Source organism: Bordetella pseudohinzii (assembly GCF_000657795.2).
GTDB classification, from domain to species: Bacteria; Pseudomonadota; Gammaproteobacteria; order Burkholderiales; family Burkholderiaceae_B; genus Bordetella; species Bordetella pseudohinzii.
The window spans coordinates 182,188-207,776 of record NZ_JHEP02000007.1 but is presented as its reverse complement, the minus strand read 5'-3'; the positions used below and the strand labels follow the sequence as shown (position 1 = coordinate 207,776).

The window sequence follows — 25,589 nt, the reverse complement described above, 5'->3', positions numbered from 1 at the left end:
ATGAATCCTCACTCCGCCAACCGGCCGCTGCCCTATCTGCTCCTGGCGCCGCTGCTGGTTTTTCTGATGGCTTTCTTTCTGTTTCCGCTGTTGGAGGTTTTTGCGCTCAGTTTCACGGATCCCGAGACCGGCCTGGACAACTACCGCAATTTCTTCTCCGACCCCTTCTATTGGCGAGTGTTGGGGACCACGTTCTCGACGGCCGGCATCGTGACGCTTTTCTGTCTGCTGGCGGGCTATCCGCTGGCCTATTTCATGGCCAACGCCGGGCGCCGCGCCGGCGGCATCGCGCTCCTGGTGGTCGCGCTGAGCTATTGGACCAGCTTTCTGGTGCGCACCTACGCATGGATGATCCTGCTGGGCAATAACGGGCCCGTGCTGGACGCGCTTCGGGCGCTGGGCTGGTCTTCGCCGCCGGAGCTGCTGTTTACGCGCTTGAGCTCCACGCTTGCGATGGTGCATGTGCTGGTTCCGCTCATGGCCATCACGCTGTACTCGGTGATGAAGAAGATCGACCCGGTCTATGTCCGCGCCGCCCGCAGCCTGGGAGCCCGCCCCTGGACGGCATTCTGCAGGGTGTTTTTCCCGCAGACGCTGCCTGGCGTGATCAACGGCTGCACCATGATCTTCATCATCTGCCTGGGGTTTTACGTCATTCCCGTCTTGCTGGGGTCGCCGCGCGAACAGATGATCGCCGGCGTGATCGGACAGCAGATGGACGAGATGGGGAATTTCGGCGAGGCCTCGACAATGGCGGTCGTGTTGACGCTGGTCACGCTGCTGCTCTATGGCGTTTACAGCTGGTGGTTCGACGCTCGCGAGAGCCGGGGAGCAAAGCAATGAGATGGATGTACTGGCTGGCCATCCCCCTGGTCGTGCTTGTGGGGGCGCCCTTGCTGATCGTGGTGCCGATGTCTTTCAGCACCTCGGCCTCGCTGGTTTTCCCGCCGCCGGGCTACGGCTGGCAGCACTACGCGGCCTATTTTTCAGACTATGCATGGCTGTTGCCCACCGCCAACAGCCTCTTGATCGGCCTGGCGACGGCGCTGCTGACCCTGTTATTGGTCGTGCCGGCCACCTTCGCGCTGGTGCGCCACCCCTTCAAGGGACGCGCCCTGGGACGCGCCCTGGTGATTCTGCCCCTCATCGTGCCGAATATCGTCATGGCCTTGGGCTACTACCTTTACCTGGGCAATTTGAAACTGACCCAGACCTATCTGGGAGTGATCCTGGCCCATGCCTGTTTGAGCGTGCCGATCGCCTATCTCATCCTGGAGGCCAACGTCAAGAACTTCGACGTCAATCTCGAGCGCGCGGCGCGCAGCCTGGGCGCCTCGCCCATGAAGACGTTCTGGCTGGTGACATTTCCCGTCCTGCGCCCGGGCTTCCTGGCGGCCGGCCTGTTTGCCTTCGCGCATTCTTTCGACGAGGCGGTGGTGGCGCTTTTCATCTCCGGGCGGGACGTTCCCACGCTGCCCAGAAAGATGTTCGAAAGCCTGCGCATGGAGTCGGATCCGGTGATGTCGGTCGTCTCGACGCTGCTGCTGGCGGCGGTGCTCTTGTTGACCCTGCTTCATGTGGCATCCAGGCACTACCGTTCCGTCCGGCAACGCCAGCGCCCAGCGCGGCGGGCCGCGCGCGTTTCGCATTCATATCGCTAATACAAGGGGGAATCATGTCCGCAATTACCATGGCGGCGCGGAACGTACAGGGAGCGCAGGCCTCATGCATGTCAACGCAGGCCAGCTATCTTTCTGTGTCCCGCCTGTGCAAAAGCTACGATGGTCTGGGCCGCGCGGTGGACGGCGTGGACTTGCAGATACGCAAGGGCGAGTTTGTCACCCTGCTGGGGCCCAGCGGATCGGGCAAGACGACAACGCTGTCGATGATCGCGGGATTCGAACAGCCCAGCGACGGCGATATCAGCATCAATGGCCGTTCGCTGGTCAGCGTGCCCGTGCATCAGCGCAATATCGGCGTGGTGTTCCAGAACTATGCCCTGTTCCCGCATATGACGGCGCAGGAGAATGTCGCGTTTCCGCTGCGGATGCGCAAGGTCAATACCCAGGATGCGATGGGCCGCGCCAAGCGGGCGCTGGCCAGCGTCGGCTTGTCCGGGCATCTGGAGAAATTGCCCACCCAGATGTCGGGCGGGCAGCAGCAGCGGGTCGCCCTGGCGCGCGCGCTGGTCTTCGAGCCCGACGTCCTGCTGCTGGATGAACCGCTCAGCGCGCTCGATAAAAACCTGCGCGAGCAGATGCAGCTGGAAATCAAGCGTCTGCATACCGAGTTGCGCATGACCACCCTGTTCGTCACGCACGACCAGAGCGAGGCGATGGCCATGTCGGATCGCATCGCCGTGTTCAACAGCGGCAAGATCGAGCAGTTCGATGCCCCGCTGACGGTTTATGAGCGGCCGGCCACGCGCTTTGTCGCGACCTTCATCGGCGACAGCAATCTCTTCGACATCGTGATCGACGATCCGGCCGAAGGCCGCGTGCACAGCGAACTCTTGGGGGCCGTGCGGGCCCTGCCGAGCACGCTGCCGGCAGGCGCGCGGGCCCAGCTCATGGTCCGGCCGGAGGCGATGACATTCGCGCCCTTGAGGGAGCCCGGCCAGGAAAGAGGGGTGTTCACGGTGGAGAGCGTGCTCAACTACGGCGACAGGGCCCTGGTGCACGGTAAAGTCGGCAGGCAGGACGTCAAGGCCATGGCGGTCAATCTGGACCCTGGCCTTGTGCACACGGGGGCGCGCCTGGCAATGAGCTGGCCGCATGATCAGGCTTACGTGCTGGCGGACTAGGCGCGGCATCCCCTGAGCGGCGCCGGGAGGCGGGACCCGCCGCTTTGGGCGGGCGCTAGGCGTCGATCCGCCATAGCCTCAGGGCCATGTGGATCTCCAGGGCGCGCGCCGGATCCTGCCACTTGCCTATCAGCCCCTCGATGCTGGCCAGCCGCTGCCTGACGGTATTGACGTGTATGCCGATGGCGGCCGCGGTCAGCGTGGCGTTCTGCTTGTTGTCGAGATAGGCCAGCAGCGTTGCCGTCAGTTCCGAGCCTCGCCGCGCGTCCTGCGCGGCGAGCGGGCCGATGGTCGACGCCATGAAGCGGTCCAGGCCGCTGCGGTCCTGTGTCTCGAACAGGACCGAATACAGCGCCATTTCGTTTTGTTCGACGATGCGGCCGCGCATGCCCAGGCGCGCGGCGACCGGCAGCGCCCGCCTCAGGGAGGCGTAGATCAGGGGCATCTCCGCGGCGCTGTATACCGCGCGGGACAGGACGCCGAAGTGCCCGCCGCCCAGTTCGCGGCGCGCGAACTCGCCCAGGGCGTCCCGCAGGGCTGGCGCCCGCGCCGCGCCGCAGGCCGCGGCCAGCATCCCGTCGACTTCATCCAGCACCACGCCGGGCATGGCCAGGGCGGCGCGCGCGCGCCGCGCCAGGAAACCGGCTTCCGGCTGGCCGGGGTCAAGCAGGATGAGCACCATGGGCTGCGAGATGTCCAGGCCATGACGTTCGGCGCGATGCCGCGCCAGCGCCGGTTCGCCCTGGCGCGGTGATATCAGGGTTTGCAGCAGCGCCGAGACGTCGCGATGGCGGCTTTCTTCCATGCGTTCTTGAGAGAGCAGCACGATGCCGATGACGCTGCTGCTGCGCTCGAAGGTGCGGATGGAGGTGTCGCTCAGGGCTTTCTGGCGGAAAAGCAGGACCGAGCCCAGCACCCCGCCGCCGCCTATCACCGCGATGACCCGGCATTGTTCGCCGTGACTTTCATAGGCGATCGTCGAGCGGCCGGCGCGCCGGCTCTCCCGCAGGGCCTGTGTGAAGGCCGCATTGTGCGGGCCGTGCGGCGCGTAGGCGTCGGCCGCCGGGCTGCGGTGTCCGTCGGGGTCGGCGCGCGCGGTGACGTGGTGGGTTTCGTCGAGCACCAGAACGCTGCCTTGCAGCAATCCGGCGATGGACTGGCAGAGTTCGCTCAGCGTCGCTCCCCGGGCCAGCAAGGAGGTGAGGCGTTCATGGGCCTCGATGGCGCCTTGCACATCGTGAGCATGGCGTTCCAGCTCGGCGCGGGCCTGGTTGGCGGTATCGAGCGCGGACTGGGTATCGGCGAAGGCCTTGGCATTGGTGATCGCCACGGCCGCATGGGTGGCCAGGGTCGACAGGATGGAGATGTTGAGCGCGGTATGGGTGCGATGGTAGCGGTCGGCCACGAACAACAGGCCGATCACCTGGTCGTCGCGTATCAGGGGCGCGCCCACCATGGCCGAGACGCCTTCGGCGCGAAAGATGTCGTCGAGGACCGGGTCGTGCTCGAAGCGCGCGTCTTGCAGGTAGTGCGGGGTCGAGAAGGGCATGCGCGTGGTCATGACCACGCCGGCCACGCCCCGGTTGCGCTGCGCGGTCATGCGGCCGATGGGTTCGGAAATCGCGCCGTCGGCCACGACGACCTTGAATTCGTCTGCCTGCTCATCGTAGATGGTCAGCCAGCAGACATGGGCGCGCAACAGCCGGCGCGCGCGCACGACGATGGCCCTGAGCAGTTCGGGCAGGTCCAGGCGGCCGGCCAGGTCCTGCGCCGACTCGATGACGGCGAGCATGCCGCGTTCGCGCTCCTCGTGTTGTTCGAGACGATGGCGCAGGGACATGGCCATGCGCGCGAGTTCGATCAGGCCGTGTTTGTTGCGCAGGCCATCGGGCAGGGCTTCGATGCTGGCCAGGCGCGCCGCGAAGGCGTCGGCCGGCGCGTTTTCGTGCAGCAGGCCGACCAGGTCGGCCGCGATGGCCTCGGGCTGGCTGGGGGAGGGGCGGCTCGCAGGCGGCTCGGACGATGGCATGGGCGTAAACCGGAGGAATATGTTCTAAGTGTATATGAGTTACCGGTTATTTATGTTCAGTATGCACATAGATCCTCGCTCAAATCTATCGGACACTGCCCCCATCAGAGAGGAGGAGCTCTTCGTGCAAATCAGTTTCATGGATGCGCTGCGGCCGCCGCCCGGCCTGCGCGTGCTGGTGTCTGCGGGGGCCTCGGGCATAGGCGCCGCCGTGGCCGGGGCTTTTCGCGAGATGGGCGCGCGGGTGCATGTCTGCGACATTGACCGCTCGGCGCTGGAACGCCTGGCGGCCGAGGCGCCCGGCATTACCGCAAGCGTCGCCGATGCCTCGGTGCCGCGCGATGTGGACGCGGTCTTCGACGACGTCAAGAATGCCTTGGGCGGCCTGGACGTGCTGGTCAACAACGTCGGCATCGCCGGCCCGACGGGCCCGGTGGAAGCCCTGGGCCGCGGCGATTGGGAGCGCACCATCGATGTCAATCTGAACAGCCACTTCTATTTCGCCGGCCGGGCCGTGCCGCTGCTGAAGGCGTCGGCCAACAACCCCTGCCTGATCGCCATGAGTTCGGTCGCGGGCCGCCTGGGCTATGCCTTGCGCACGCCTTATGCCTCGACGAAATGGGCGCTGGTCGGCTTCATGAAGTCGCTCGCCATCGAGCTGGGCCCGCATGGCGTGCGGGTCAACGCCATCCTGCCCGGCACGGTGGAGGGTGAGCGCATGAACGGCGTGATTGGCGCGCGCGCGGCCGCGGCGGGCGTGCCCGCGCAGACCATGCGCGAGGAGTATCTGCGCAAGATCTCGCTGCGCCGCATGGTCACGGCCGAGGACGTCGCGGCCACGGCGCTGTTTCTGTGCTCGCCGGCGGCGCGCAATATCACGGGCCAGGCGATCAGCGTGGACGGCAACGTGGAATACCTCTAGGGTACGGCCGGGCTCGCCCCTGGCATTTTCACTACAACAAAGGAGACAAACCATGAGCAAGCTGGATCTATCCCATCTCGCCGGCGCCTGCGCGCTGACCGCGGCCTGCGCGTTTCCCGCGGGGGCGGCTCCCGTCAAGATCGGTCTGGTGGAGACGCTGTCGGGGCCGCAGGCTTCGTCGGGGCAGGCCTATCGCGCGGCGGTGCGCTACGCGGTGGACAAGATCAACCAGGCCGGCGGCTGGAATGGCGAGCCGGTGCAGTTGCTGGAGTATGACAACCAGGGGGGGCCGGCCGGCGCGGCGGACAAGCTCAAGGCGGCCGCGGCCGACGGTGTGCATCTCATCGTGCAGGGGGCGTCCTCGGCCATCGGCGGCCAGATCACCGAGGATGTGCGCAAGCACAATCTGCGCAATCCGGGCAAGGAGATGGTCTATCTCAATATGGGCGCCGAGGCGCTGGAGCTGACCGGCGACAAGTGCAGCTTCTATCACTTCCGTTTCGCGAGCAATGCCCAGGTCCGCACCAAGGCGCTGGTGGAAGGCATGAAAAAGGCCAATGCGCTGGGCACCAAGGTCTATGCGATCAACCAGAACTATTCCTGGGGCCAGGACATGGAGCAGGCCACGGTCGACAACCAGAAAGCGGGCGGCTATACCGTGGTGGCCAAGACCCTGCATGACGTCAACCGCATCCAGGACTTCGCTCCCTATGTCGCCCGGATAGCCGCCTCGGGCGCCGATACGGTCATCACCGGGAATTGGTCCAACGATCTGCTGCTGCTGATGAAGGCCTCCAAGGCGGCGGGCCTGAAAGTGCGCTACGGCACGGTCTACCTGGACCAGCCGGGCAATCTCGCCAACGCCGGCGAGCTGGCCGAAGGCAATTTCGTGGTCCATACCTTCAATGCCGAGGCCGGCGAAGCCGATGCGCGCCAGTTCGTTGACGACTACCGGGCCAAGACCGGCGCGGCGCCGGTGTTTATCGAGCCGCAGACGGTGTTCGGCATGCTGATGGCGGCCGATGCGCTCAAGCGCACGCCGGCGCAGGATGGCAAACTGAATGTCAACGCCTTCGCCAAGGCGCTGGAGTCGGCCCGCATACAGACCCCCATGGGTGAGATGAGCATGCGTGCCCAGGATCACCAAGCGCAGATGCCCATGGTGGTCTCGGTCGTCTCGCGCGCGGCGACGCTGAAGGTGGATGGGACCGATATGGGTTTTACGCCGGCATTGCGCCTGTCGGCCGAACAGGCCGCCACCCCGCCGCAGGCCAGCTGCCAGATGAAGCGTCCGGGCTGAACGCGCCATGGAACAGATTCTGTTCTCCTTGATGAACGGCATCGTCTACGGGCTGGTGCTGTTCATGGTGTCGGCCGGCTTGACGCTCATTTTCGGCATGATGGGCGTGCTCAACTTCGCGCACGCCTCCTTCTACATGCTGGGCGCCTACTTTGCCTATACCCTGCAGGGGGTCATCGGCTTCTGGGCGGCCGTGGTCGTTTCGCCGCTTCTGGTCGGCGTGATCGGCGTGGTGGTCGAGCGTTACTTCCTGCGCCGGGTGCATCGCCATGGCCATGCGCATGAGCTGCTGCTGACTTTCGGCCTGTCCTTCATCATCGCCGAGTCCGTCAAGCTCTTCTACGGCAACTATCCCGTCGATTACCGGATACCGCCCTCGCTGGATTTTTCGGCATTCAGCATCGGCGCGACGCAATATCCCTTCTATCGCCTGTTGATGGGAGGCGTGGCGATCGCGATGTTCGCGGCGATCTATCTGGTTTTGACGCGCACGCGGGTCGGCATCGTGGTGCGATCGGCCATCTACAAACCCCAAATGGCCGAAGCCCTGGGGCACAACGTGCCGCGGGTATTCATGGGGGTGTTCGGCGCGGGCGCGGCCCTGGCTGGACTGGCGGGCGCGGTCGCCGGCGCCTTCTACACCACCAATCCCAATATGGCGCTGGAGTTGGGCGTGATGGTGTTCGTGGTGGTCGTGGTGGGCGGCCTGGGCTCCCTGGCCGGGGCCATGCTGGCCTCGCTCTTGATCGGCGTCATCACCTCGCTGGCCGTGACCGTGGACAGCAGCCTGGCCGACGCGCTGGCCCTGGTGGGCGCGGGCGAATGGGCGCGCAGCCTGGGGGGGCTGATGACCCTCAAGCTGTCCAGCCTGGCGGCGACCCTGCCTTTCGCGTTGATGTTGTTGATCCTGCTGCTGCGGCCCGGCGGCCTGCTGGGCGAGAAGAGCTGACGTGATGAAAACCCGTTTGATTTCTGTCCTGGCCGCGCTTGTCCTGATGGCCGCGCTGCCCTTTCTGTTGTCGCAGGGGCTGCTCAATGCCGCCATCCAGATGCTGATCGCCGCCCTGTTCGCCAGCGCCTACAACCTGCTCTGCGGCCAGGCCGGCATGCTGTCCTTTGGCCATGCGGCCTATTTCGGCGTGGGCGCCTTCGCCACCGTGCATGCCATGAACGCCATCGGCGGCGCCGGGCTGTTGCCCACGCCCTTGATGCCCCTGGCCGGCGCCGCCGCCGGCCTGGTCTTCGGCGGGGTGGCGGGATGGTTCGCCACGCAGCGCAGCGGCACCTATTTCGCCATGATCACGCTGGCCATCGCCGAGCTTGTGCATTCCCTGGCCCCGCACCTGAAAGGCGTTTTCGGCGGCGAGGCGGGGCTTTCGACCATGCGCATGCCGGCCTGGGGCCTGGACTTCGGGTCCACCACACAGGTGTATTACCTGACCCTGGCCTGGGTATTGCTATCCCTGGCGGCGCTGTACTTCCTGACGCGCACGCCCTTGGGCAGACTGACGCTGGGTTTGCGCGAGAACAGCCATAGGCTGCGCTTCCTGGGCTACAACGTGCATGGCCTGGCCACGCTGGTCTTTGCCTTGTCGGCCATGTTCTCCGGCGTGGCCGGCAGCCTGCAGGTTATCTCGAACGAGTCGGCGAACTACGTCGTCTTCGACCCGGCGCTATCGGCCGCCGCTGTCCTCAATACCTATATCGGCGGCGTCCAGGTTTTCCTGGGGCCGGCCCTGGGCGCGGCGCTGATGACCTTCTTCGGCTATGCCGTATCCGACATGACACGCTCCTGGTTGCTCTACCAAGGCATTTTGTTCGTGCTCGTGATGATGTTCATGCCGACCGGCTTGAGCGGCCTGGCCGGGCTGGCCGCCGGCTTGTGCCGGCGCCATGGCCTGGCCCGGATGATCCCGGTATTCCTGCTGGCGCTGGCCGCGGCGGCGGCCGCCACGGCGGGCACGGTCTTTCTGGTCGAGTTGCTGCAACGCCTGTTTTCGCAGGAATACCGCGGGATGCTGCGGCTTGGCTCCGATGGCGCCTGGCCGGATGTCAGCCTGTATGGCCATGCCTGGCCGGTCGCGTCGGCCGCGACCTGGGCGCTGCCGGCCGGGCTGTTCCTGGCCGCCGGCCTGTTGGCCTGGCGTTGCCGCGCACGCCTGGCGGCCCGGGACGCCGCCGATACCCCTTGCCCGAGGGCGGGCGCGCAGGGTCGCAGGGAGGCGGCATGAGCACAGCCATTCTGAGTATCCGGAATCTCTGCAAGTCCTTCGGGCAGACCGAGATCATCCGCGGCGTGGACCTGGAGGTGCGCGAGGGCGAGCGGCATGCGCTCATCGGCCCCAATGGCGCCGGCAAATCGACGCTGTTTCATCTGGTGTCGGGCCATCTGGCGCCCACCTCGGGCTCGATCCGCCTGCAAGGCCGCGAGATCGCCGGCGACGCGCCCCAGGCGATCAATCGCCATGGCCTGGCGCGCTCTTTCCAGATCACCAATCTCTTTCCTCGCCTGAGCACCTATGAAAACCTGCGCCTGGCCGTCATGCGCGCCCATGGCCTGCAATATGTGTTCTGGAAGTTCATCGACCGGGACCGCCGCATTCGCGCCGAGACCGAACGCCTGCTCGATCTGGTGCGCCTGACGGCCAAGGCCCATGCGATTGCCGGCGAGCTGGCCTACTCCGAGCAGCGCTCGCTGGAGATCGCCATGACGCTGGCCTCCGACCCCAGGGTCATCCTGCTGGATGAGCCCATGGCGGGGATGTCGCAAGAAGAGACCGCCTATACCTCCGAACTCATACGCGAGGCCACGGCGGGACGCACGCTCATGATTGTCGAGCATGACATGGATGTGGTCTTTTCCCTGAGCGATCGCATCAGCGTGCTGGTGTATGGGCAGGTGGTGGCCACCGGCGCGCCGAGCGAGATCCGCTCCAACGCGGCGGTGCGCGAGGCCTACCTGGGCGATGAGGTGACAGCATGAAGGCCGAGAGCACGACGCTGCTGAGCGTCGAAAACCTGCACGCGCATTACGGCAAAAGCCATGTCCTGCATGGCGTGGACTTGCAGGTCGGACGCGGCGAGGTCGTCAGCCTGGTGGGCCGCAACGGCTCGGGCCGCTCGACCACCATGAAGGCCATCATGGGCCTGGTGAGGCCGAGCGCGGGGCAGGTCCGTCTGCGCGGGCGCGAGCTGGCGGGCGCGCGTCCTTATGCGATCTGCCGCGCGGGCCTGGCCTATGTGCCCGAAGAGCGCGAAGTCTTCGCCAACCTGACGGTGGACGAGAACCTGCGCATGGGAGAGCAGCCGCCCGTGCCCGGTGCCCACCGCTGGACGGTGGAGCAGATGTTCGACTATTTCCCGCGCCTGAAAGAGCGCCGCAACACCAAGGCCGGCAGCATGTCGGGCGGCGAACAGCAGATGCTGACCATCTGCCGTTCCCTGCTGGGCAATCCGCTGGTGATGCTGATCGACGAGCCCACCGAGGGGCTGGCGCCCAAGATCGTCGCCCAGGTCGGCGAATGCATCCGGGATATGCATCGCAAGGGCGTCTCCGTGGTGCTGGTCGAGCAGAAACTGACGATCGCGCTCAAGGTCTCCACGCGGATATGCGTCATGGGCCACGGCCGCATCGTCTTCGAGGGCAGCCCGCAGGAACTGGGCACGAATGAGGCGCTGGTTTCCCAATGGCTGGCGGTATGAGCGCCGCCGGCTTTTCCGATTTCTCATCCTAGCGAAGCTGATATCGACATGAAGAATAGCCAAGACAAGGTGATCATCTCCTGCGCGGTAACCGGATCGGTGCATACGCCGACCATGTCCGAGCATCTTCCGCTCACGCCCGAGCAGATCGCCGAACAGGCGATCGAGGCGGCGCGCGCCGGCGCGGCCATCCTGCATCTGCATGCCCGCGACCCGCGCGACGGCCGGCCCAGCGCCGATCCCGCCATCTTCGACCAGTTCGTGCCGCGCATCCGCGACGCCACCGATGCGGTGATCAACATCACCACTGGCGGCAGCACGCGCATGACCCTGGAAGAACGCCTGGCCTATCCCTTGCGCGCCAAGCCCGAGATGTGTTCGCTGAACATGGGGTCGATGAACTTCTCCATCCATCCCGCCGCCCGGCGCATCTCGCAATGGCGCCATGACTGGGAGCGCCCCTATGTCGAGGGCATGGAGGACTTGATCTTCCGCAATACCTTTCGCGACATCCGCCACATTCTCAAAGTGCTGGGCGAGGATTGCGGCACGCGCTTTGAATTCGAGTGCTATGACCTGGGGCATCTGTACAACCTGGCGCACTTCGTCGACGAGGGGCTGGTGCAGGGGCCGCTTTTCATACAGAGCATCTACGGCATCCTGGGCGGCATGGGGCCAGATCCGGAGAACCTCGCCACGATGAAGACCACCGCCGACCGACTGTTCGGGCGCGACGGCTACCGGTTCTCGGTGCTGGGCGCGGGCCGCCACCAAATGCCCCTGGTGACCATGGGCGCCATCATGGGCGGCAATGTGCGCGTGGGCCTGGAGGACAGCCTCTACCTGGCCAAGGGCCAATTGGCCAAATCCTGCGCCGAGCAAGTCGCCCGCATCCGGCTTATCCTGGAAGCCTTGTCATTGGAGATCGCTACGCCGGACGAGGCGCGCGCCATGCTGGGCCTCAAGGGCAGGGACGCGGTCGGTTTCTGACCGCGCGGACACTCACTGGAGCATTGATGAAGAAAGTACTACAGGGCCGCGTTGCCCTTGTCACGGGAGCCGGCAGCGGACTGGGCCGCGCCCACGCCCTGGAACTGGCGCGGCAGGGCGCGCGCGTGGTGGTCAATGATGTGGCCGGCGCGCATGCCGGGTCGCCGGCCAGCGCCGTAGTGGAGGAAATCCGCCGCCAGGGGGGCGAGGCCGTGGCCGCCGGCGCGGACGTCAGGGACTATGACGCCGTGCAGGAGATGGTGGCCGGCGCGGTCGCGCGCTGGGGCACGTTGGATATCCTGGTGAATAATGCCGGCATCTTGCGCGACAAGAGCTTTTCCAAGATGTCGCTGGACGATTTTCGGGTAGTGATGGACGTGCATCTGATGGGCAGTGTCCATTGCGTCAAGGCCGCCTGGGAAACCATGCGCGCCCAGCGTTATGGCCGGGTCGTCCTGACGACCTCGTCCTCCGGCCTCTACGGCAATTTCGGCCAGGCCAACTATAGCGCCGCGAAAATGGCGCTGGTCGGACTGATGCAGACGCTTGCGCTGGAAGGCGAGAGGTACGGTATCCGCGTCAATTGCCTGGCGCCCACGGCGGCCACCGGCATGACCGAGGGCGTGCTCACGCCCGAGGCCATGGCGCGGCTGGCGCCGGCCGAGGTCAGCCCGGCGCTGGTGGCGCTTGTCGACCAGGATGCGCCCAGCCGCTGCATCCTGCTGGCCGGCGGCGGCAGCGTCGAGGCCGCCCACATCACCATGACGCGCGGCATCTTTATCGGCGAATCCGATGATGCCGCCGGGCAGATCCGGGAGCGCCTGGCCGAGATCCGGGACCGCGATGGCGAACTCGTGCCGTCCACCGGGTTCGAGCAATGCCAGTTCGAGCTGGCCAAGGCGGGTTTCGAGATGGCCCTGCCTGGCGTGCTCTGAGCGCCACACGCGGGCCCCTGGCGCCGGGGAGGAGACGGGAGCGGAACTTGTTGCGCACATCGGCGCAGGCGTCGGGCCCATCCGAGGGACGCAAGGCAAGGCAGGGCAGACGTCCGCGTTATAGTGGTGTCAGCCCTCCCGGGCCCGTCCCAGCAGGAAGCAGACGCCTATGAAGACCACCCACTTCGCCGCGCGGTCATGGCTGGCCATTCTCGCCATGGCGGCATGCGCATCGCTCGCCGGCTGCGGCGCGGACCATCCGCCCCGGCCGAGTTCCATGGACTACCGCAGCCAGCCGTCCTCCGCCACGCAGGCAAACGGCGGCGGGGATTTGTCGGGCCGCCGCCTGACCATACAGTCGGGCGAGGGCGAGCGCCTGATCCTGCCCTGGTTCATCCAGGACACCCAGGACTGGATCAACCGGAACTGAGACCGTCGGGGCCGGCCCGGCGATTGTTGCCGCCGGGGCAACATCGTGATCCCCTCTCCAGGTCTTCCGCCCTTGACTCCCCAAACCTACGATGAGGCCGTGTGTTCATCATCGGCCGGCACCCGCCGGCGGCCCTCGGAGGAATCATCATGAGTCAACGTGTCAATGCGTTCGCGCAGTCTCCCGAACTGTTCAAGAAGTTTGTCGAATTCGGCATGCTGCTGAAGTCCGGCGCGATCGAGCAGTCCATCCTGGATCTGATCGAAATCCGCGCCTCGCAGATCAATGGCTGCGGCTTCTGCCTGGATATGCACGTCAAACAGGCCAAGATCCATGGCGAACACGAGCTGCGCCTGCATCATGTCGCCATCTGGCGGGAGTCGGCCGAGTTCTCGCCGCGCGAGCGGGCCTGCCTGGCCTGGACCGAGGCGCTGACCACGCTGGGGGCGCATGGCGTGCCCGACGAGGTGTATGAGCGCGTGCGCGAGCAGCTGTCGGAGAAAGAAATCTCCGATTTGAGCTTCGCGGTGATGGCGATCAATGGCTGGAACCGGTTGAACGTGGGGTTCCGGACCGTGCCGGGATCGGCCGACAAGGCCTATGGCCTGGACAAGGCCAAGTTCAACTAAGGAGCCGCCATGAAGATCCTCGTCATTGGCGGCACGGGCCTGATTGGCTCGAAACTCGTGAAACGGCTGATCGCGCGCGGCCACGAGGCGATCGCCGCCTCGCCCGCGACCGGCGTCAATACCCTCACCGGAGAGGGGCTGGATGCGGCCCTGGCGGGGGTGGAGACGGTGGTGGATGTGGCCAACTCGCCCTCTTTCGAAGACCAGGCGGTGCTGGCGTTTTTCCAGACCTCGGGCCGCAATCTGCTGGCGGCCGAGGCGCGCGCGGGCGTGCGCCATCATGTGGCCCTGTCCGTGGTGGGCACGCACCGGCTGGCCGACAGCGGGTATTTCCGCGGCAAGATCGCCCAGGAAAACCTGATCAAGGCGGGAAATATCCCCTACACCATCGTTCAAAGCACGCAGTTCTTCGAGTTTCTGGGCGGAATCGTGCAGTCCGGGACGGTGGGCGATGAGGTGCGCCTGGCCCGCGCCTTCGTGCAGCCCATCGCCTCGGACGACGTGGCGCAGGCCATGGCCGACGTGGCCTTGGCGCCGCCCTTGAACGACACGGTGGAAATCGCCGGTCCGGACCGGGTGCCGCTGGCGGAGCTGGCGCGGCGCTATATGGACAAGATGGGCGATACGCGCGCCTTGCACGCCGACCCGGGCGCGCGCTATTTCGGCGCCTTGCTCGACGAAGACACGCTGCTTCCCGGCCCGCGTCTGGGATCGATCGACTTCGAGACCTGGTTCGAGCGATCGGGCGCGCCGACCCGAGGCCAGGCCCAGGGTTAGCGATGAGCGGACCGCGCCCGCCCGCGCAGTCTCTCCTGGATAAGTACCGGGGCAGAGACTTTCAGCCGCTCTATACGACCAGCGTGACCGTGCGCGGCGGGCAGGCCGGGCACGGCCGCGCCAGCGGCATCGCCATCTCCGATGATGGCGAGCTGCTCGTGGAATTGCGGCTGCCGGTGGAGCTGGGAGGCTCGGGCGGGGGGACCAATCCCGAGCAGTTGTTCGCCGCGGGCTATGCCGCCTGTTTTCATGGGGCGCTGGCCATGCTGGCCGAACGCGCCGGCGTGGCGCTGGGCGAGGCTTCCGTCACGGCCAGCGTGGCGTTTGGCCGCGATCCGGTCGACGGCCTGTTCGCCTTGAGGGCGGAGGTCAATCTTCATTTGCCGGGCGTGGCCAGGCCGGTGGCCGAGGAATTGCTGCGCAATACCGAGCGCCTTTGCCCCTACGTCAAGATGACCCAGGACGGGATAGAGAGCGTGCTTGTCCTGACGCAATAGCGGCTAGGCCGGCCGGGCGAGCAGGCTGTCCATGCTCAGCAAATCGAGCGCGCGGATGTGTTCGGTCATGTAGTCGATGAACAGGCGCATGCGGGCCGGCAGGTGCTGGCGGCTCAGAAAGCACAGGTAGTGGCCCCGGTCGTCGGGCGCATATTGCGGCAGGAAGGAGGCCAGCCTGCCGGCGCGCAGATGCTCGCAGACCTGGTAGCCGGCCATCTGGGCGATGCCGTGCCCGTCGAGCACTGCCTGGAGCACGAGGTCGGCATCATTGAAAGTCAGCATGGCGGGCGGCGCGAACTTGCGTATCTGGCCGTCAATCTTGAACTCCCACTCATAGACGCGGCCCGAGGCGAACAGGAAATTCACGCAGCGGTGGCGGGACAGTTCGTCCACGCTGGCCGGCGTGCCGTGCCGGGCGAGGTAGTCGGGCGAGGCGCAGAGCATCATCTGCATGGGGATGATCTTCTTGGCGATGACCTGGCTGTCGTCCATGCGGCCGTTGCGGAATGACAGGTCGACGCGGTCGGCGGCGAAGTCGGTGGGGGCGTCATCGAGCAGCAGTTCCACCGAAATGGCCGGATAGGCCTCCCGGAACCCCTTGAGCAGCGGCGCGACGATCTTGCGGCCGAACCCGACCGTGGAGCAGACGCGCAGCTGGCCCGTGGGCGGGCCGTCGCGCAATTCGCGCATGTCATCCAGGGCCCGGATGATGCGTTCGACGCCGGGCTGGCATTGCTCATAGAACCGCTTGCCTTCTGCCGTCAGCGAGGTGTTGCGCGTCGTGCGCACGAACAGCCGGACGCCCAACTGGTCTTCGAGCTTCTGCACGCTGCGGCTGACGGCGGAGCGGCCGATGCCCAGGCGGTCCGCGGCCTTGGCGAAATTGCCTTCCGTGGCCACGGCGATAAAGGCCATGACGCCGGCGTAGCTGGCGGCGAAGGTGTCGGCCAGCGAGGCCGGGGGTGTGGGGATTGATGGGTCGGGTTGGGGAGTCGACATGGTGGTGGCGGCGCCGCGGCTTGGGTTGATCCTATCTCCTAAGACGGTTGCGTGGGGCGTTTTGTGACGGGGACGCCCCAAAAAAAGTGACTCCCACGCGGGGAGTCTGTCCGGACGAGCCTGGAATGGGATGCGCCAGAAGGTATTTAATGCGTCCCTAGTTTGTTGGGATGAGGGCGGGCGCGCCCTGTTTTTTGATCAGCACGGCGAGGAACCGGGCCGGCTGGGTCTTGCTGGCATTGCGGCCTACCGTGTGCACGTCCTCGGGGCCTTCATAGAAAGTCTGGCCCGGCGTCAAGGTGACCTCCTGGCCTCCCTGGACCTGCATGACGATGCTGCCTTCAAGCACGTAGACGAAGGCGGAGGCGTCATGGCGGTGAATGGGGTCGGCCGCGCCGGGAGGATAGTCGACAAGGATCATCATGGCCTCCTTGCCGGCCGCCTGCGGCAGGGCGCGGGTCATCAGCTCGGTGACGATGGGGTCGGCGGGACGGGCGGGCGCGGCATGCTGATCCGGGGCGGCGTGGGCAAGGGAGCCCAAGAGGACGCCGGCGGCCAACAGCGGCGCGTAAAAGTGCGGGAGTTTGGTCATGATCTGTCCTGGGTGGTGGCGTGACAGAAGCATGGTAGGAACGCGGGCGCCGCCGCGGTAGAGACAAACAAGGGAGCACGGTGTTGCCTGATGCGCAACAGGCGCGTCAGGGCCGCGCCAGCGCGGCGGCGATGCGCGCCAGCTTGTCCGGATTGCGTTGGACCAGCACGCGGGTGAGGCGCTCCCCGTCCGTGTCATAGGATTGCACGGACTCCAGCGCGCCGTCGACGAAGCGCAGCAAAGTCCATTGGCCATTGACCTGCACCACGCGGGTATGCAACGCCTCCCGGTAGCGGCGCTTGCCGGCATAGAAGAGTTGCGCGAGGCGCTTGCCGCCCACCAGGCTGGCAAAGCTGGAGACTTTGCCGCCACCGTCGCCGATGAGTTCGGCGTCCTCGCTCAGCAAGGCGTGCAGGCCATGGAAATCGCTGCGTTGCATGGCCTCGGAGAAGGCCAGCAGCAGGCGCTGCAGGGTCGCGCGGGGCACGGACTGGCGCGGCGCGCCCCGGCGCAGTTGCTGCCGGGCGCGGTGTACGAGCTGCCGCGCCGCGGCCTCGGTCTTGTCGAGGGTGCGGGCGATGTCTCCGTAGCCCGCGTCGAGAACCTCGCGCATCACGAAGGCCGCGCGCGCGTCGGGCGAGAGCTGTTCGAGCATGTACAGAAACGCCACCGAGACGTCGTCGGCCAGCTCATGGATCTCTTCCGGCGTGGCGGGCGCGGCCATGAGCATGGGCTCGGGCAGCCAGACGCCCACATAGTGTTCGCGCTCGGCCTTGGCGGCGCGCAGGCGATCGATGGCCAGGCGCGTGGTGACGCTCACCAGCCAGGCTTCCGCGTTGTCGATCGCTGAACGATCGGCGCCGTGCCAGCGCAACCAGGCGTCCTGCACGACGTCCTCGGCTTCGGCGACGGCTCCCAGCATGCGATAGGCGATGCCGAACAGGCGCGGGCGATGGCGGTCGAATAACAGGGTGGAGTCGGTCATGGAAAGGGTCGGCGCCCGTGGATGAGAGCGTCGGACAGGGGATTTTGCCGTAGCGCGACGGGCAGGACAAGCGCGGCCGGAACATGATCGCGCCGCATGGCGCGGGCCGCATTGGTGCGCGCCGCACAACAACATGCTTCCCGGCGCATGTCTACCGGGCATCTGAGCGCCTGCCTACCATGACTTCCATCCAGCGAGGACGCGAAGGTCCACGGCTGGATCGCGCGACACCTCCCTCAATCGAACCGGAGATCGACCATGACCGGCAATATCATTACCACCTCGGATGGAACACAGATCTACTACAAGGACTGGGGCGAGGGCCCCGTTGTCACCTTTTCTCACGGCTGGCCGCTCAACGCGGATGCCTGGGACGGGCAAATGCACTTCCTGGCGCGCCACGGCTTTCGCGTGATCGCCCATGACAGACGCGGCCACGGCCGCTCCTCGCAAGCGTCCTCGGGCAACGACATGAATGGCTACGCCGATGATCTGGCGCAGCTGATCGAGGCGCTGGATCTGAAGCAGATCAGCATGGTCGGCCATTCCACCGGCGGCGGCGAGGTGGCGCGCTATATCGGCCGCCATGGCAACAGGCGCGTGGCGCGCGCGGTGCTCATCGGAGCCGTTCCTCCCGTCATGCTCAAGTCGGCCGCCAATCCGGAAGGTCTGCCCATCGAGGTTTTCGATGAGATACGCAAGGGCGTGGCGGGCGATCGCTCGCAGTACTACAAGAATCTTGCCATCCCCTTCTATGGGGCCAACCGGCCCGGCGCCCAGGTCTCGCAAGGCCTGCTGGACCAGTTTTGGCTGTGGAGCATGCAAAGCGGGCAGAAAAACGCCTATGACTGCATCAAGGCTTTTTCGGAGACGGATTTCACGGAAGACCTGAAGAAGATCGAGGTGCCGACCTTGTTCATGCATGGCGAGGACGACCAGATCGTGCCGGTGCACGATTCGGCCAGGAAGGCCGCGCGGCTGGTCAAGCACGCAACCGAAATCTATTACCCCGGCGCCGCCCACGGACTTACCGCCACGCTGCAGGATCGCGTCAACGCGGATCTGCTGGCCTTTCTGCGCGCCTGATTCTTGTTCATTCCGGGCCGCCGCCCGACACCCGGGCAGGGCCCAACCCATAGGGAGAAACTGACATGCTTACCGCAAGCAAGCCGGCCGCCAGCGCCAGCCAGACACCCACGGACCTGGTGCCATCGCGCTACGCGCTGCGCATCGGGGAGATCGAAGCGCTGGTGATCAGCGACGGTGTATTGCCGCTGCCCACGGCCACGATGGCGATCAACGCCGCACCGGCCGACCTGGCCAGCTGGCTGGATCATATGTTCATGCCGCCGGACGCCTTCGATTGGCCGCTGAACGTCATGGTGGCGCGCAGTGGAGAACAAACCATCTTGATCGACGCCGGCCTGGGCGGCCAGTTCGCCGGTTTTCCGCGGGCCGGGCAGCTGCCGCAGCGTCTGCGGGCCGCCGGGATCGCCCTGGACTCGATCACCGATGTGATCGTCACCCACATGCATATGGACCACGTGGGAGGCTTGCTCGTGGATGAGGTCAGGCAGGGCCTGCGCCCGGACGTCCGCATTCATGTGTCGGCGGCCGAGGTGGCGTTCTGGACTTCGCCCGATTTCAGCCATACGGTCATGCCCAAGCCGGTCCCCGCGGTCCTGCGCTCCACGGCCAAGAGCTTCTACGACAGCTATCGCGACCGGCTGCGCCTGTTCGAGCGCACGCGCGAAGTCGCTCCCGGCGTGGTGGCCCGCCTCACGGGCGGCCATACGCCAGGCCATAGCGTGGTCGACCTGATATCCGGCGGCCAACGGCTTACCTTCGCCGGAGATGCGATATTTCCGGTGGGGTTCGATCACCCGGAGTGGCACAACGGTTTTGAGCACGATCCGCAAGAGTCGGCGCGCGTGCGGATCGCGCTTTTCAATGAGCTGGCCGAGAATCGCGGCCTGCTGGTTGCCGCGCATCTGCCATTTCCGTCCTTGGGGCGGGTCGCGGTCGAGGGCCAGGCCTATCGCTGGGTGCCTGTCATCTGGGATTACTGACCGGCCGGCGCATCGTCCCGGCTTGATGGCGGTGCCGCGGGGGGCTGAAAACGGCCAGCGGGCCGCCATCGCATCCGGTACAGTGCAATCGTGCCGCCCGCGGCGGCCCGGCGCCGGATGCCTGGGCCGCGGCGCGGGCAGCGGATCAGACCTCTCGGAGGATGCGGATGTCATATTCCACGATTTTGCGCGGCATTGTCCTGGTATCGGCGGTCTTCGGGAGCGCGGCCGCGCAGCCTGTCCCGGACGGCGCGGCCACGGTGGGCGTGGGCAACTTTGTCCGCGCGGAGTCCGACCTGTACATGGCGAAAATGGCCGCCGACGGGAGTTTTGGCAAGTTCGTCCATGACCGGCAGCCGGTCGCCATCGAGGCGCAGAAAATCATCCGGATGAACCGCGATACGCTGTATTCCGGCGCGGTGTTCGATCTCGATGCCGCCCCGGTCACCATTACCGTGCCCCGGGCCGGCAAGCGTTTCGTTTCCATGCAGGTGGTCAGCCAAGACCATTATGTGCCGGCCGTCTACTATGGCGCCGGGCGGCATACGCTGACCCGGCAATCCGTGGGCACGCGCTACGCCTTTGTCGCGATCCGCATCCTCGCGGACCCGGCCGACCCCAAGGATCTGCAGCAAGTGCATGCCTTGCAGGATGCGATCCAGGTGAGCCAGGCGCGCGCCGGAACATTCGAGGTGCCGAATTGGGATCAGAAAAGCCAGAAGACCGTGCGCGACGCCTTGCTGGTCCTTGGCGCCACGCTTCCCAACTACGACCGGGCGTTTGGCGCCCGTGGCGCGGTCGACCCCATCGACCACTTGATCGGAGCCGCGGTCGGCTGGGGCGGTAACCCGGCCAAGGATGCCACCTATCTTGGCGGGGCGGTGCCGACCAATGACGGCAAGTCCATTTACCGGCTGGAGGTCGGCCCGGTGCCGGTCAAGGGTTTCTGGTCCGTGAGCGTCTATAACGCGCAGGGATATTTCGAGAAAAACCCCTACGACGCCTACTCCTTGAATAACCTGACCTCGCGCCGAAACGCCGATGGCAAGATCATCATCCAATTCGGGGGCTGCGACGGCAAGATCCCCAATTGCCTGCCCACGACACCCGGCTGGAACTACACCGTCAGGCTATATCAGCCGGGCGAGGAAATCCTGAACGGCAGCTGGCGCTTCCCGGAACCCCGGCTCGTGGCGCGCTAGTCGCCGCGTCGGCGGCAAGCAAAGGGCCGCAGCGCATACACTGTCGGTCTACCCTGTTTTTTTGCGGATGTCGCCATCCGTTCCTATCGTGACCGATACGTCTTTTTCTTCCCTGCCGCTTCTGCCGGCGCTGCTGGAAAATCTGCAGAGCCTGGGCTTTGAGCAGATGACGCCCATCCAGGCGCAGAGCCTGCCCCTCATCCTGGAGGGCCGCGACCTGATCGCGCAGGCCAAGACCGGCAGCGGCAAGACTGCCGCCTTCGGCCTGGGTGTATTGCAGACGCTGGATGTCGGCCGCCTCGTGCCGCAAGGGCTGGTGCTGTGCCCGACCCGCGAACTGGCCGACCAGGTCGCGCAGGAATTGCGCCGCCTGGCCCGGCTCATCCCCAACGTCAAGATCCTGACCCTGTGCGGCGGCGCCGCGGCGCGTCCGCAGGCCGAGTCGCTGGCCCGGGGCGCCCATCTGGTGGTGGGCACGCCCGGCCGCATCCAGGACCATCTGGCGCGCGGCAGCCTGGATCTGTCTGGCCTGAAAACCCTGGTGCTCGACGAAGCCGACCGCATGGTGGATATGGGGTTCTACGACGATATCGCCGCCATTGCCTCGCATTGCCCGCTCAAGCGCCAGACCCTGCTGTTCTCGGCCACCTATCCGGACAATATCCGCAAGCTCAGCGCCCGCTTCCTGCGCAACCCGGCCGAGGTCAAGGTCGAGGCCCAGCATGACGCCAGCCAGATCGAGCAGATCTTCTACGAAATCGGCGAGGACGAGCGGCTGGACGCCGTGGTCGCCCTGCTGGCGCACTTCCGGCCCCTGTCCACGCTGGCGTTCTGCAATACCAAGATCCGCAGCCACGACCTGGTCGAGCGCCTGCAGGCCGCGGGCATCAGCGCCCAGGCGCTCAACGGCGACCTGGAGCAGCGCGAGCGCGACGAGATCCTGATCCAGTTCGCCAACCAGAGCTGCGCCGTGCTGGTGGCCACCGATGTGGCCGCGCGGGGGCTGGACATCCAGAACCTGGGCGCGGTGATCAATGTGGACGTGACCAAGGACACCGAAGTCCATGTGCATCGCATCGGCCGCAGCGGCCGGGGCGAGCAGAAAGGGCTGGCCTTGAGCCTGTGCTCGGCCGAGGAAATGCGCTGGGCCAATCTGATCGAGCAGTACCAGGGCGCGCCGCTCAAATGGGCCGATATCAAGACGCTGCGTCCCAAGTCGGACCGCCCCTTGCGCGCGCCCATGGTCACCTTGTGCATCCAGGGCGGCAAGAAAGACAAGCTGCGGCCTGGCGACCTGCTCGGCGCCCTGACCGGCGACGGCGGCCTGACATTCGAGCAGGTGGGCAAGATCAATATCACCGAGTTCACCGCCTATGTCGCCCTGGACCGCCAGATCGCCAAGCAGGCTTTCTCGCGCATCTCCAATAGCAACATCAAGGGCCGTCGCTTCCGCATGCGCTTTCTGGAAGCGTTCTGAGCCCCGCGCCGCGGCCCGGCAGCGTTTCTCCCTCTCCCCGCGGGCCCGTGGGGATGTTCCCTCCCTCAGTTTGGCCGCCCCTTCGCGCCGCAGGAGGGTGCTTGCGCGCCGATGCTTACTGTTAACAGTAAATGGATGCTGGTGAAGCTTTGGTGCCACTTATGCTCAGGCGAATGTGGATCTTCGGCGCGCGATGATGCGTGCCGTCACGCCTTATTTCCTAGGGTTTTCCCGATTCGCCTTCTTCCTTCTCGCCGTATCTTCCTATAAACAAGGCATTTTTTTGTAATGCCAGGGTTTATCCTTAAGTCGCAAAAGAGTTGACACTTTTTTGGGTTGCTTGATAGCCTGTCAACACTAATGAGCGCGTCCTTTCCGGATATGCCGCCGGGCGAATCGCCGGGATCGCATGCGTTCGGCGCTATTTTCCGGGCATCGCGGTTGTCGATGCCGGCACATTCCTGAGGACGTTAGTCATGCATCTCCCGGTCACTCACGCCACGCCTCCTGCCACCACGCTGGCGGCCACGCCCAGCGATCCTAGCGGCATCGCGCACTATGGGATGTATATCGATGGCGAGTTCACGCATGGGGAGAACGGAGCGATGCTGGATTCGGTCGATCCGGTCAGCGGGGAGGTCTGGGCGCGCATTCCGCATGGCACGGCCGGGGATGTGTCGCGCGCCGTCGAGGCGGCGCATCGGGCATTCACGCAAGGCGAATGGCCAGCCTACACGCCAAGCGCGCGTGGCGCCCTGTTGCGCCGCATCGGCGATCTGGTGGCCGAGCACGCGGATTGGCTCGCCTATGTCGAGCAGCGCGACAACGGCAAGCTGATCGCCGAGCTGTCGATGCAGATGCGCTACATGGCCAACTACTATTACTACTATGGCGGCCTAGCCGACAAGATGGAAGGGTCGGTCATTCCAACCGACAAGTCTGGGGTCTTCAACTACACCAAGTACGAACCCCTGGGCGTGGTGGCGTGCATCACGCCCTGGAATTCGCCATTGCCGCTGGCCAGCATGAAAATCGCCCCGGCCCTGGCCGCGGGCAATACCGTGGTGTGCAAACCATCGGAGTTCACCTCCGCCTCGCTGCTTGAGCTGGCCAAGCTGTTTGATCTGGCGGGCGCGCCGAAAGGCATTTTCAATGTGGTGACCGGACTGGGCGCCGAGGTCGGTGATGCGCTGATCAGCCACCCCTATGTCGAGCGTATCGCGTTCACAGGCGGGCCTGAGGCCGGACGTATCATCAACGAAAAGGCCGCCCGCCTCATGAAGCGCGTGACGCTGGAGCTGGGCGGCAAGTCTCCCAATATCGTGTTCGAGGACGCCGACCTGGACCAAGCCGTCAAGGGGGCGATCGCCGGTATTTTCGCGGCTTCCGGACAGACCTGCGTGGCCGGTTCGCGCCTGCTGGTGCAGGACAGCATCCATGATGCCTTCGTCGAGAAGCTGCTGGACATCGTCGGCGGGGCGCGCTTTGGCCATCCGGCCGATCCCCGCACGCAGATCGCGCCGATCTCGACGGCGCCGCAGCTGGAAAAGGTCAAGGCATATGTGGATATTGCCTTGAAAGACGGCGCGCGCCTGGTCTTGGGTGGCCGCCCGGCATCGGTGCCCGAGTGTCCCAAGGGCCTGTTCTTCCAGCCGACCATTTTCGTGGACGTGGACAACAGCATGCGTATCGCGCAGGAAGAAGTCTTCGGCCCGGTGTTGTCCATCATCCGCTTCAAGGACGAAGACGACGCGGTGCGCATAGCCAATGACATCCAGTTCGGATTGGCCGCGGGCATCTGGACGCAATCGATCACGCGCGCCTTCGCCATGGCCAATCGCGTCCGCGCCGGCACCGTATGGGTCAACAACTATCGATCCACCAGCGTGACCTCACCCTTCGGCGGCTTCAAGATGAGCGGCGTGGGCCGCGAATGCGGGATTGCCGGGATGCGCGAGTACATGGAGATCAAGAGTGTATGGATCTCCACTGAAACGAATATTCCCAACCCCTTCGTGCGCCGTTAGGCGCGGGAACCGCAAAGATGGAAAAGACGGAAGTTATCGTGGCAGGCGCCGGACCCGTGGGTCTGGTGGCAGCCTTGACGCTGGCACAGGCCGGCGTGCAGGTCTTGTTGCTGGAGAAGCGCGATCAGCTCAATCAAGCGTCCAAGGCCTCGACATTTCATCCCCCAACGCTGGCCATTCTCGACCGCCTGGGGGTGTTCGGCATCATGGAAACCCAGGCCCAGCATGTCGGCTCGCAGCAATACCGCAGTACCGAGCGGGGCGTGATAGGCAATCTTGCCTATGATGAACTCAAGGGCCTGACCAGCCATCCTTTCCGCAAGCACCTGGAGCAATCGCGTTTGACGCCGCTGCTGCTGGAAAAGCTGCGCGGCCTGCCCAACGCGCGCGTGCTGTTCGGCGCGGCGCTCGATGATATCGAGGCCAATGACGAGTACGGGGTGACAGTCAGCCTGAGTCACGCTCAAGGGCAGGGGAAACTGCAGGCGCGCTATCTTATCGGCACCGATGGCGCGCATAGCCGTGTGCGCGAGGCCGCGGGCATCGCTTTTGACGCCACGCCTTATCCGGGCCGCGTGCTGCGCGCGCGAGCCGAGCCGGACAGCCTGGAGCGCATTCTGCCGGGCATGCAGGCTATCACCTATCTGGTGAGCGAAACGCATTCGGCCAGCTTCCTGCGGATGCCGGATTGCTGGCGCATCATCCTGCGTGTTCCGGCCGGGGTCAGCGATGAGCAGGCCATGGAAGATGCGTGGATCCTCGATCGCATGCAGGCGCTGGTGCCGACCATGGGCGGCTTGCCTGACCTGGTCGGCCGCGATGTCTACGGCGCGAGCAAGGCCGTTGCCGTCGAGAATCACAAGGGCAGCGTGTTCTTGTGTGGCGACGCGGCTCATCTGACCAATACGCGCGGCGGCATGAACATGAACTGCGGCATCCACGATAGCGATGCCGTGGCTCGCGCCATGGTCACCGCGCTGCGCGATGGCGACCGGACTGGCCTGGCTCTCGCTGCGGCCAGGCGTCTGGAAGTGGCCCGAGAGATCCTTTTGCCGCGCACCGATGCCATGGTGACGCAAGAAGGTAGCTGGATGGAGCGTGTCAGCCAGCTGCTTGGTGATGCCGCCCATGCGCGCGATTATCTTTACAAGTCCGCCATGCTCGACATGGTGGATTTCTCCGCCTGAGTCCTCGCCATCCGAACCGCCCATTGCAATAGACCGT

General features: G+C 65.6%; 25 protein-coding genes. 21 read left to right on the top strand and 4 right to left on the bottom strand.

Going from position 1 to position 25,589, the window contains the following annotated elements; genetic code table 11:
* The 3 genes from L540_RS11475 to L540_RS11465 all read left to right on the top strand — a co-directional run bounded on the left by L540_RS11475 (position 1) and on the right by L540_RS11465 (position 2,803).
* On the top strand, positions 1 to 843 hold the full coding sequence (locus tag L540_RS11475) for an ABC transporter permease (protein ID WP_043213158.1): 843 nt from the start codon (positions 1 to 3) through the stop codon (positions 841 to 843).
* A complete protein-coding gene (locus tag L540_RS11470; protein WP_043213159.1) occupies positions 840 to 1,661 on the top strand; it encodes an ABC transporter permease in 822 nt (273 codons plus the stop codon). Before L540_RS11475 ends, L540_RS11470 begins: the two co-directional genes overlap by 4 nt.
* 68 nt (positions 1,662 to 1,729) lie before the next feature.
* A complete protein-coding gene (locus tag L540_RS11465) occupies positions 1,730 to 2,803 on the top strand; it encodes an ABC transporter ATP-binding protein (protein ID WP_043213161.1) in 1,074 nt (357 codons plus the stop codon).
* A 55-nt stretch (positions 2,804 to 2,858) separates the two neighbouring features.
* Here L540_RS11465 and L540_RS11460 read toward each other — a convergent pair whose 3' ends face one another.
* Complete coding sequence (locus L540_RS11460; protein WP_043213163.1) at positions 2,859 to 4,832, bottom strand: helix-turn-helix domain-containing protein; 1,974 nt, start codon at positions 4,830 to 4,832, stop codon at positions 2,859 to 2,861.
* A 130-nt stretch (positions 4,833 to 4,962) separates the two neighbouring features.
* Here L540_RS11460 and L540_RS11455 point away from each other — a divergent pair, with 130 nt between their 5' ends.
* From L540_RS11455 to L540_RS11400, 12 genes are all read left to right on the top strand, one after another.
* Positions 4,963 to 5,754, top strand: coding sequence for an SDR family oxidoreductase (locus tag L540_RS11455; protein WP_043213710.1), 792 nt, complete (start codon positions 4,963 to 4,965; stop codon positions 5,752 to 5,754).
* Between the two features lie 52 nt (positions 5,755 to 5,806).
* Positions 5,807 to 7,054 (top strand): branched-chain amino acid ABC transporter substrate-binding protein, encoded by a 1,248-nt coding sequence (locus tag L540_RS11450; protein ID WP_043213165.1) that lies wholly within the window; start codon positions 5,807 to 5,809, stop codon positions 7,052 to 7,054.
* A gap of 7 nt (positions 7,055 to 7,061) precedes the next feature.
* Positions 7,062 to 8,003, top strand: a complete 942-nt coding sequence (locus L540_RS11445; RefSeq protein WP_043213167.1) for a branched-chain amino acid ABC transporter permease — start codon at positions 7,062 to 7,064, stop codon at positions 8,001 to 8,003.
* A 4-nt stretch (positions 8,004 to 8,007) separates the two neighbouring features.
* Entirely contained in the window at positions 8,008 to 9,285 is a 1,278-nt protein-coding gene (locus L540_RS11440; RefSeq protein ID WP_043213170.1) for a branched-chain amino acid ABC transporter permease, read from the top strand.
* Entirely contained in the window at positions 9,282 to 10,037 is a 756-nt protein-coding gene (locus L540_RS11435; RefSeq protein WP_043213171.1) for an ABC transporter ATP-binding protein, read from the top strand. The genes L540_RS11440 and L540_RS11435 overlap by 4 nt, the downstream gene beginning before the upstream one ends.
* A complete protein-coding gene (locus L540_RS11430; RefSeq protein ID WP_043213173.1) occupies positions 10,034 to 10,756 on the top strand; it encodes an ABC transporter ATP-binding protein in 723 nt (240 codons plus the stop codon). Before L540_RS11435 ends, L540_RS11430 begins: the two co-directional genes overlap by 4 nt.
* Before the next feature lie 48 nt (positions 10,757 to 10,804).
* On the top strand, positions 10,805 to 11,746 hold the full coding sequence (gene kce, locus L540_RS11425) for a 3,5-dioxohexanoate:acetyl-CoA acetone transferase (RefSeq protein WP_043213176.1): 942 nt from the start codon (positions 10,805 to 10,807) through the stop codon (positions 11,744 to 11,746).
* Positions 11,747 to 11,772: 26 nt separating this feature from the next.
* A complete protein-coding gene (locus tag L540_RS11420; RefSeq protein ID WP_043213178.1) occupies positions 11,773 to 12,681 on the top strand; it encodes an SDR family NAD(P)-dependent oxidoreductase in 909 nt (302 codons plus the stop codon).
* A gap of 169 nt (positions 12,682 to 12,850) precedes the next feature.
* The gene (locus L540_RS11415; protein ID WP_043213180.1) at positions 12,851 to 13,111 is read left to right on the top strand and encodes a hypothetical protein; all 261 of its coding nucleotides are present in this window, start codon (positions 12,851 to 12,853) and stop codon (positions 13,109 to 13,111) included.
* 149 nt (positions 13,112 to 13,260) lie between these two features.
* Positions 13,261 to 13,740, top strand: coding sequence for a carboxymuconolactone decarboxylase family protein (locus L540_RS11410; protein ID WP_043213711.1), 480 nt, complete (start codon positions 13,261 to 13,263; stop codon positions 13,738 to 13,740).
* 9 nt (positions 13,741 to 13,749) lie between these two features.
* The gene (locus L540_RS11405) at positions 13,750 to 14,517 is read left to right on the top strand and encodes an SDR family oxidoreductase (protein ID WP_043213184.1); all 768 of its coding nucleotides are present in this window, start codon (positions 13,750 to 13,752) and stop codon (positions 14,515 to 14,517) included.
* A gap of 2 nt (positions 14,518 to 14,519) precedes the next feature.
* Positions 14,520 to 15,014: an Ohr family peroxiredoxin gene (locus L540_RS11400; RefSeq protein WP_043213186.1), complete on the top strand. Its 495-nt coding sequence runs from the start codon at positions 14,520 to 14,522 to the stop codon at positions 15,012 to 15,014.
* Between the two features lie 3 nt (positions 15,015 to 15,017).
* Here the strand turns inward: L540_RS11400 and L540_RS11395 are convergent, their stop codons facing one another.
* From L540_RS11395 to L540_RS11385, 3 genes are all read right to left on the bottom strand, one after another.
* Positions 15,018 to 16,013 carry a LysR family transcriptional regulator gene (locus tag L540_RS11395; protein ID WP_043213189.1) on the bottom strand — a complete coding sequence of 332 codons (996 nt, stop codon included), beginning with the start codon at positions 16,011 to 16,013 and terminating at the stop codon, positions 15,018 to 15,020.
* Positions 16,014 to 16,170: 157 nt separating this feature from the next.
* The gene (locus L540_RS11390) at positions 16,171 to 16,605 is read right to left on the bottom strand and encodes a cupin domain-containing protein (protein WP_043213191.1); all 435 of its coding nucleotides are present in this window, start codon (positions 16,603 to 16,605) and stop codon (positions 16,171 to 16,173) included.
* A gap of 106 nt (positions 16,606 to 16,711) precedes the next feature.
* Positions 16,712 to 17,590 carry an RNA polymerase sigma-70 factor gene (locus L540_RS11385; protein WP_043213194.1) on the bottom strand — a complete coding sequence of 293 codons (879 nt, stop codon included), beginning with the start codon at positions 17,588 to 17,590 and terminating at the stop codon, positions 16,712 to 16,714.
* Positions 17,591 to 17,848: 258 nt separating this feature from the next.
* On the opposite strand from L540_RS11385, the gene L540_RS11380 reads away from it, so the two are divergent.
* The 6 genes from L540_RS11380 (at position 17,849) to L540_RS11355 (ending at position 25,552) form a co-directional block, all read left to right on the top strand.
* A complete protein-coding gene (locus L540_RS11380; protein WP_043213195.1) occupies positions 17,849 to 18,676 on the top strand; it encodes an alpha/beta fold hydrolase in 828 nt (275 codons plus the stop codon).
* Between the two features lie 65 nt (positions 18,677 to 18,741).
* On the top strand, positions 18,742 to 19,659 hold the full coding sequence (locus L540_RS11375) for an MBL fold metallo-hydrolase (protein ID WP_043213198.1): 918 nt from the start codon (positions 18,742 to 18,744) through the stop codon (positions 19,657 to 19,659).
* 167 nt (positions 19,660 to 19,826) lie between these two features.
* Positions 19,827 to 20,861 carry a DUF1254 domain-containing protein gene (locus tag L540_RS11370; RefSeq protein WP_043213200.1) on the top strand — a complete coding sequence of 345 codons (1,035 nt, stop codon included), beginning with the start codon at positions 19,827 to 19,829 and terminating at the stop codon, positions 20,859 to 20,861.
* A gap of 88 nt (positions 20,862 to 20,949) precedes the next feature.
* Positions 20,950 to 22,338, top strand: a complete 1,389-nt coding sequence (gene dbpA / locus L540_RS11365; RefSeq protein WP_043213713.1) for an ATP-dependent RNA helicase DbpA — start codon at positions 20,950 to 20,952, stop codon at positions 22,336 to 22,338.
* Between the two features lie 548 nt (positions 22,339 to 22,886).
* Positions 22,887 to 24,365, top strand: a complete 1,479-nt coding sequence (locus tag L540_RS11360; RefSeq protein ID WP_109842504.1) for an aldehyde dehydrogenase — start codon at positions 22,887 to 22,889, stop codon at positions 24,363 to 24,365.
* Positions 24,366 to 24,382: 17 nt separating this feature from the next.
* A complete protein-coding gene (locus L540_RS11355; protein ID WP_053073196.1) occupies positions 24,383 to 25,552 on the top strand; it encodes an FAD-dependent oxidoreductase in 1,170 nt (389 codons plus the stop codon).
* Positions 25,553 to 25,589 lie beyond the last annotated feature (37 nt).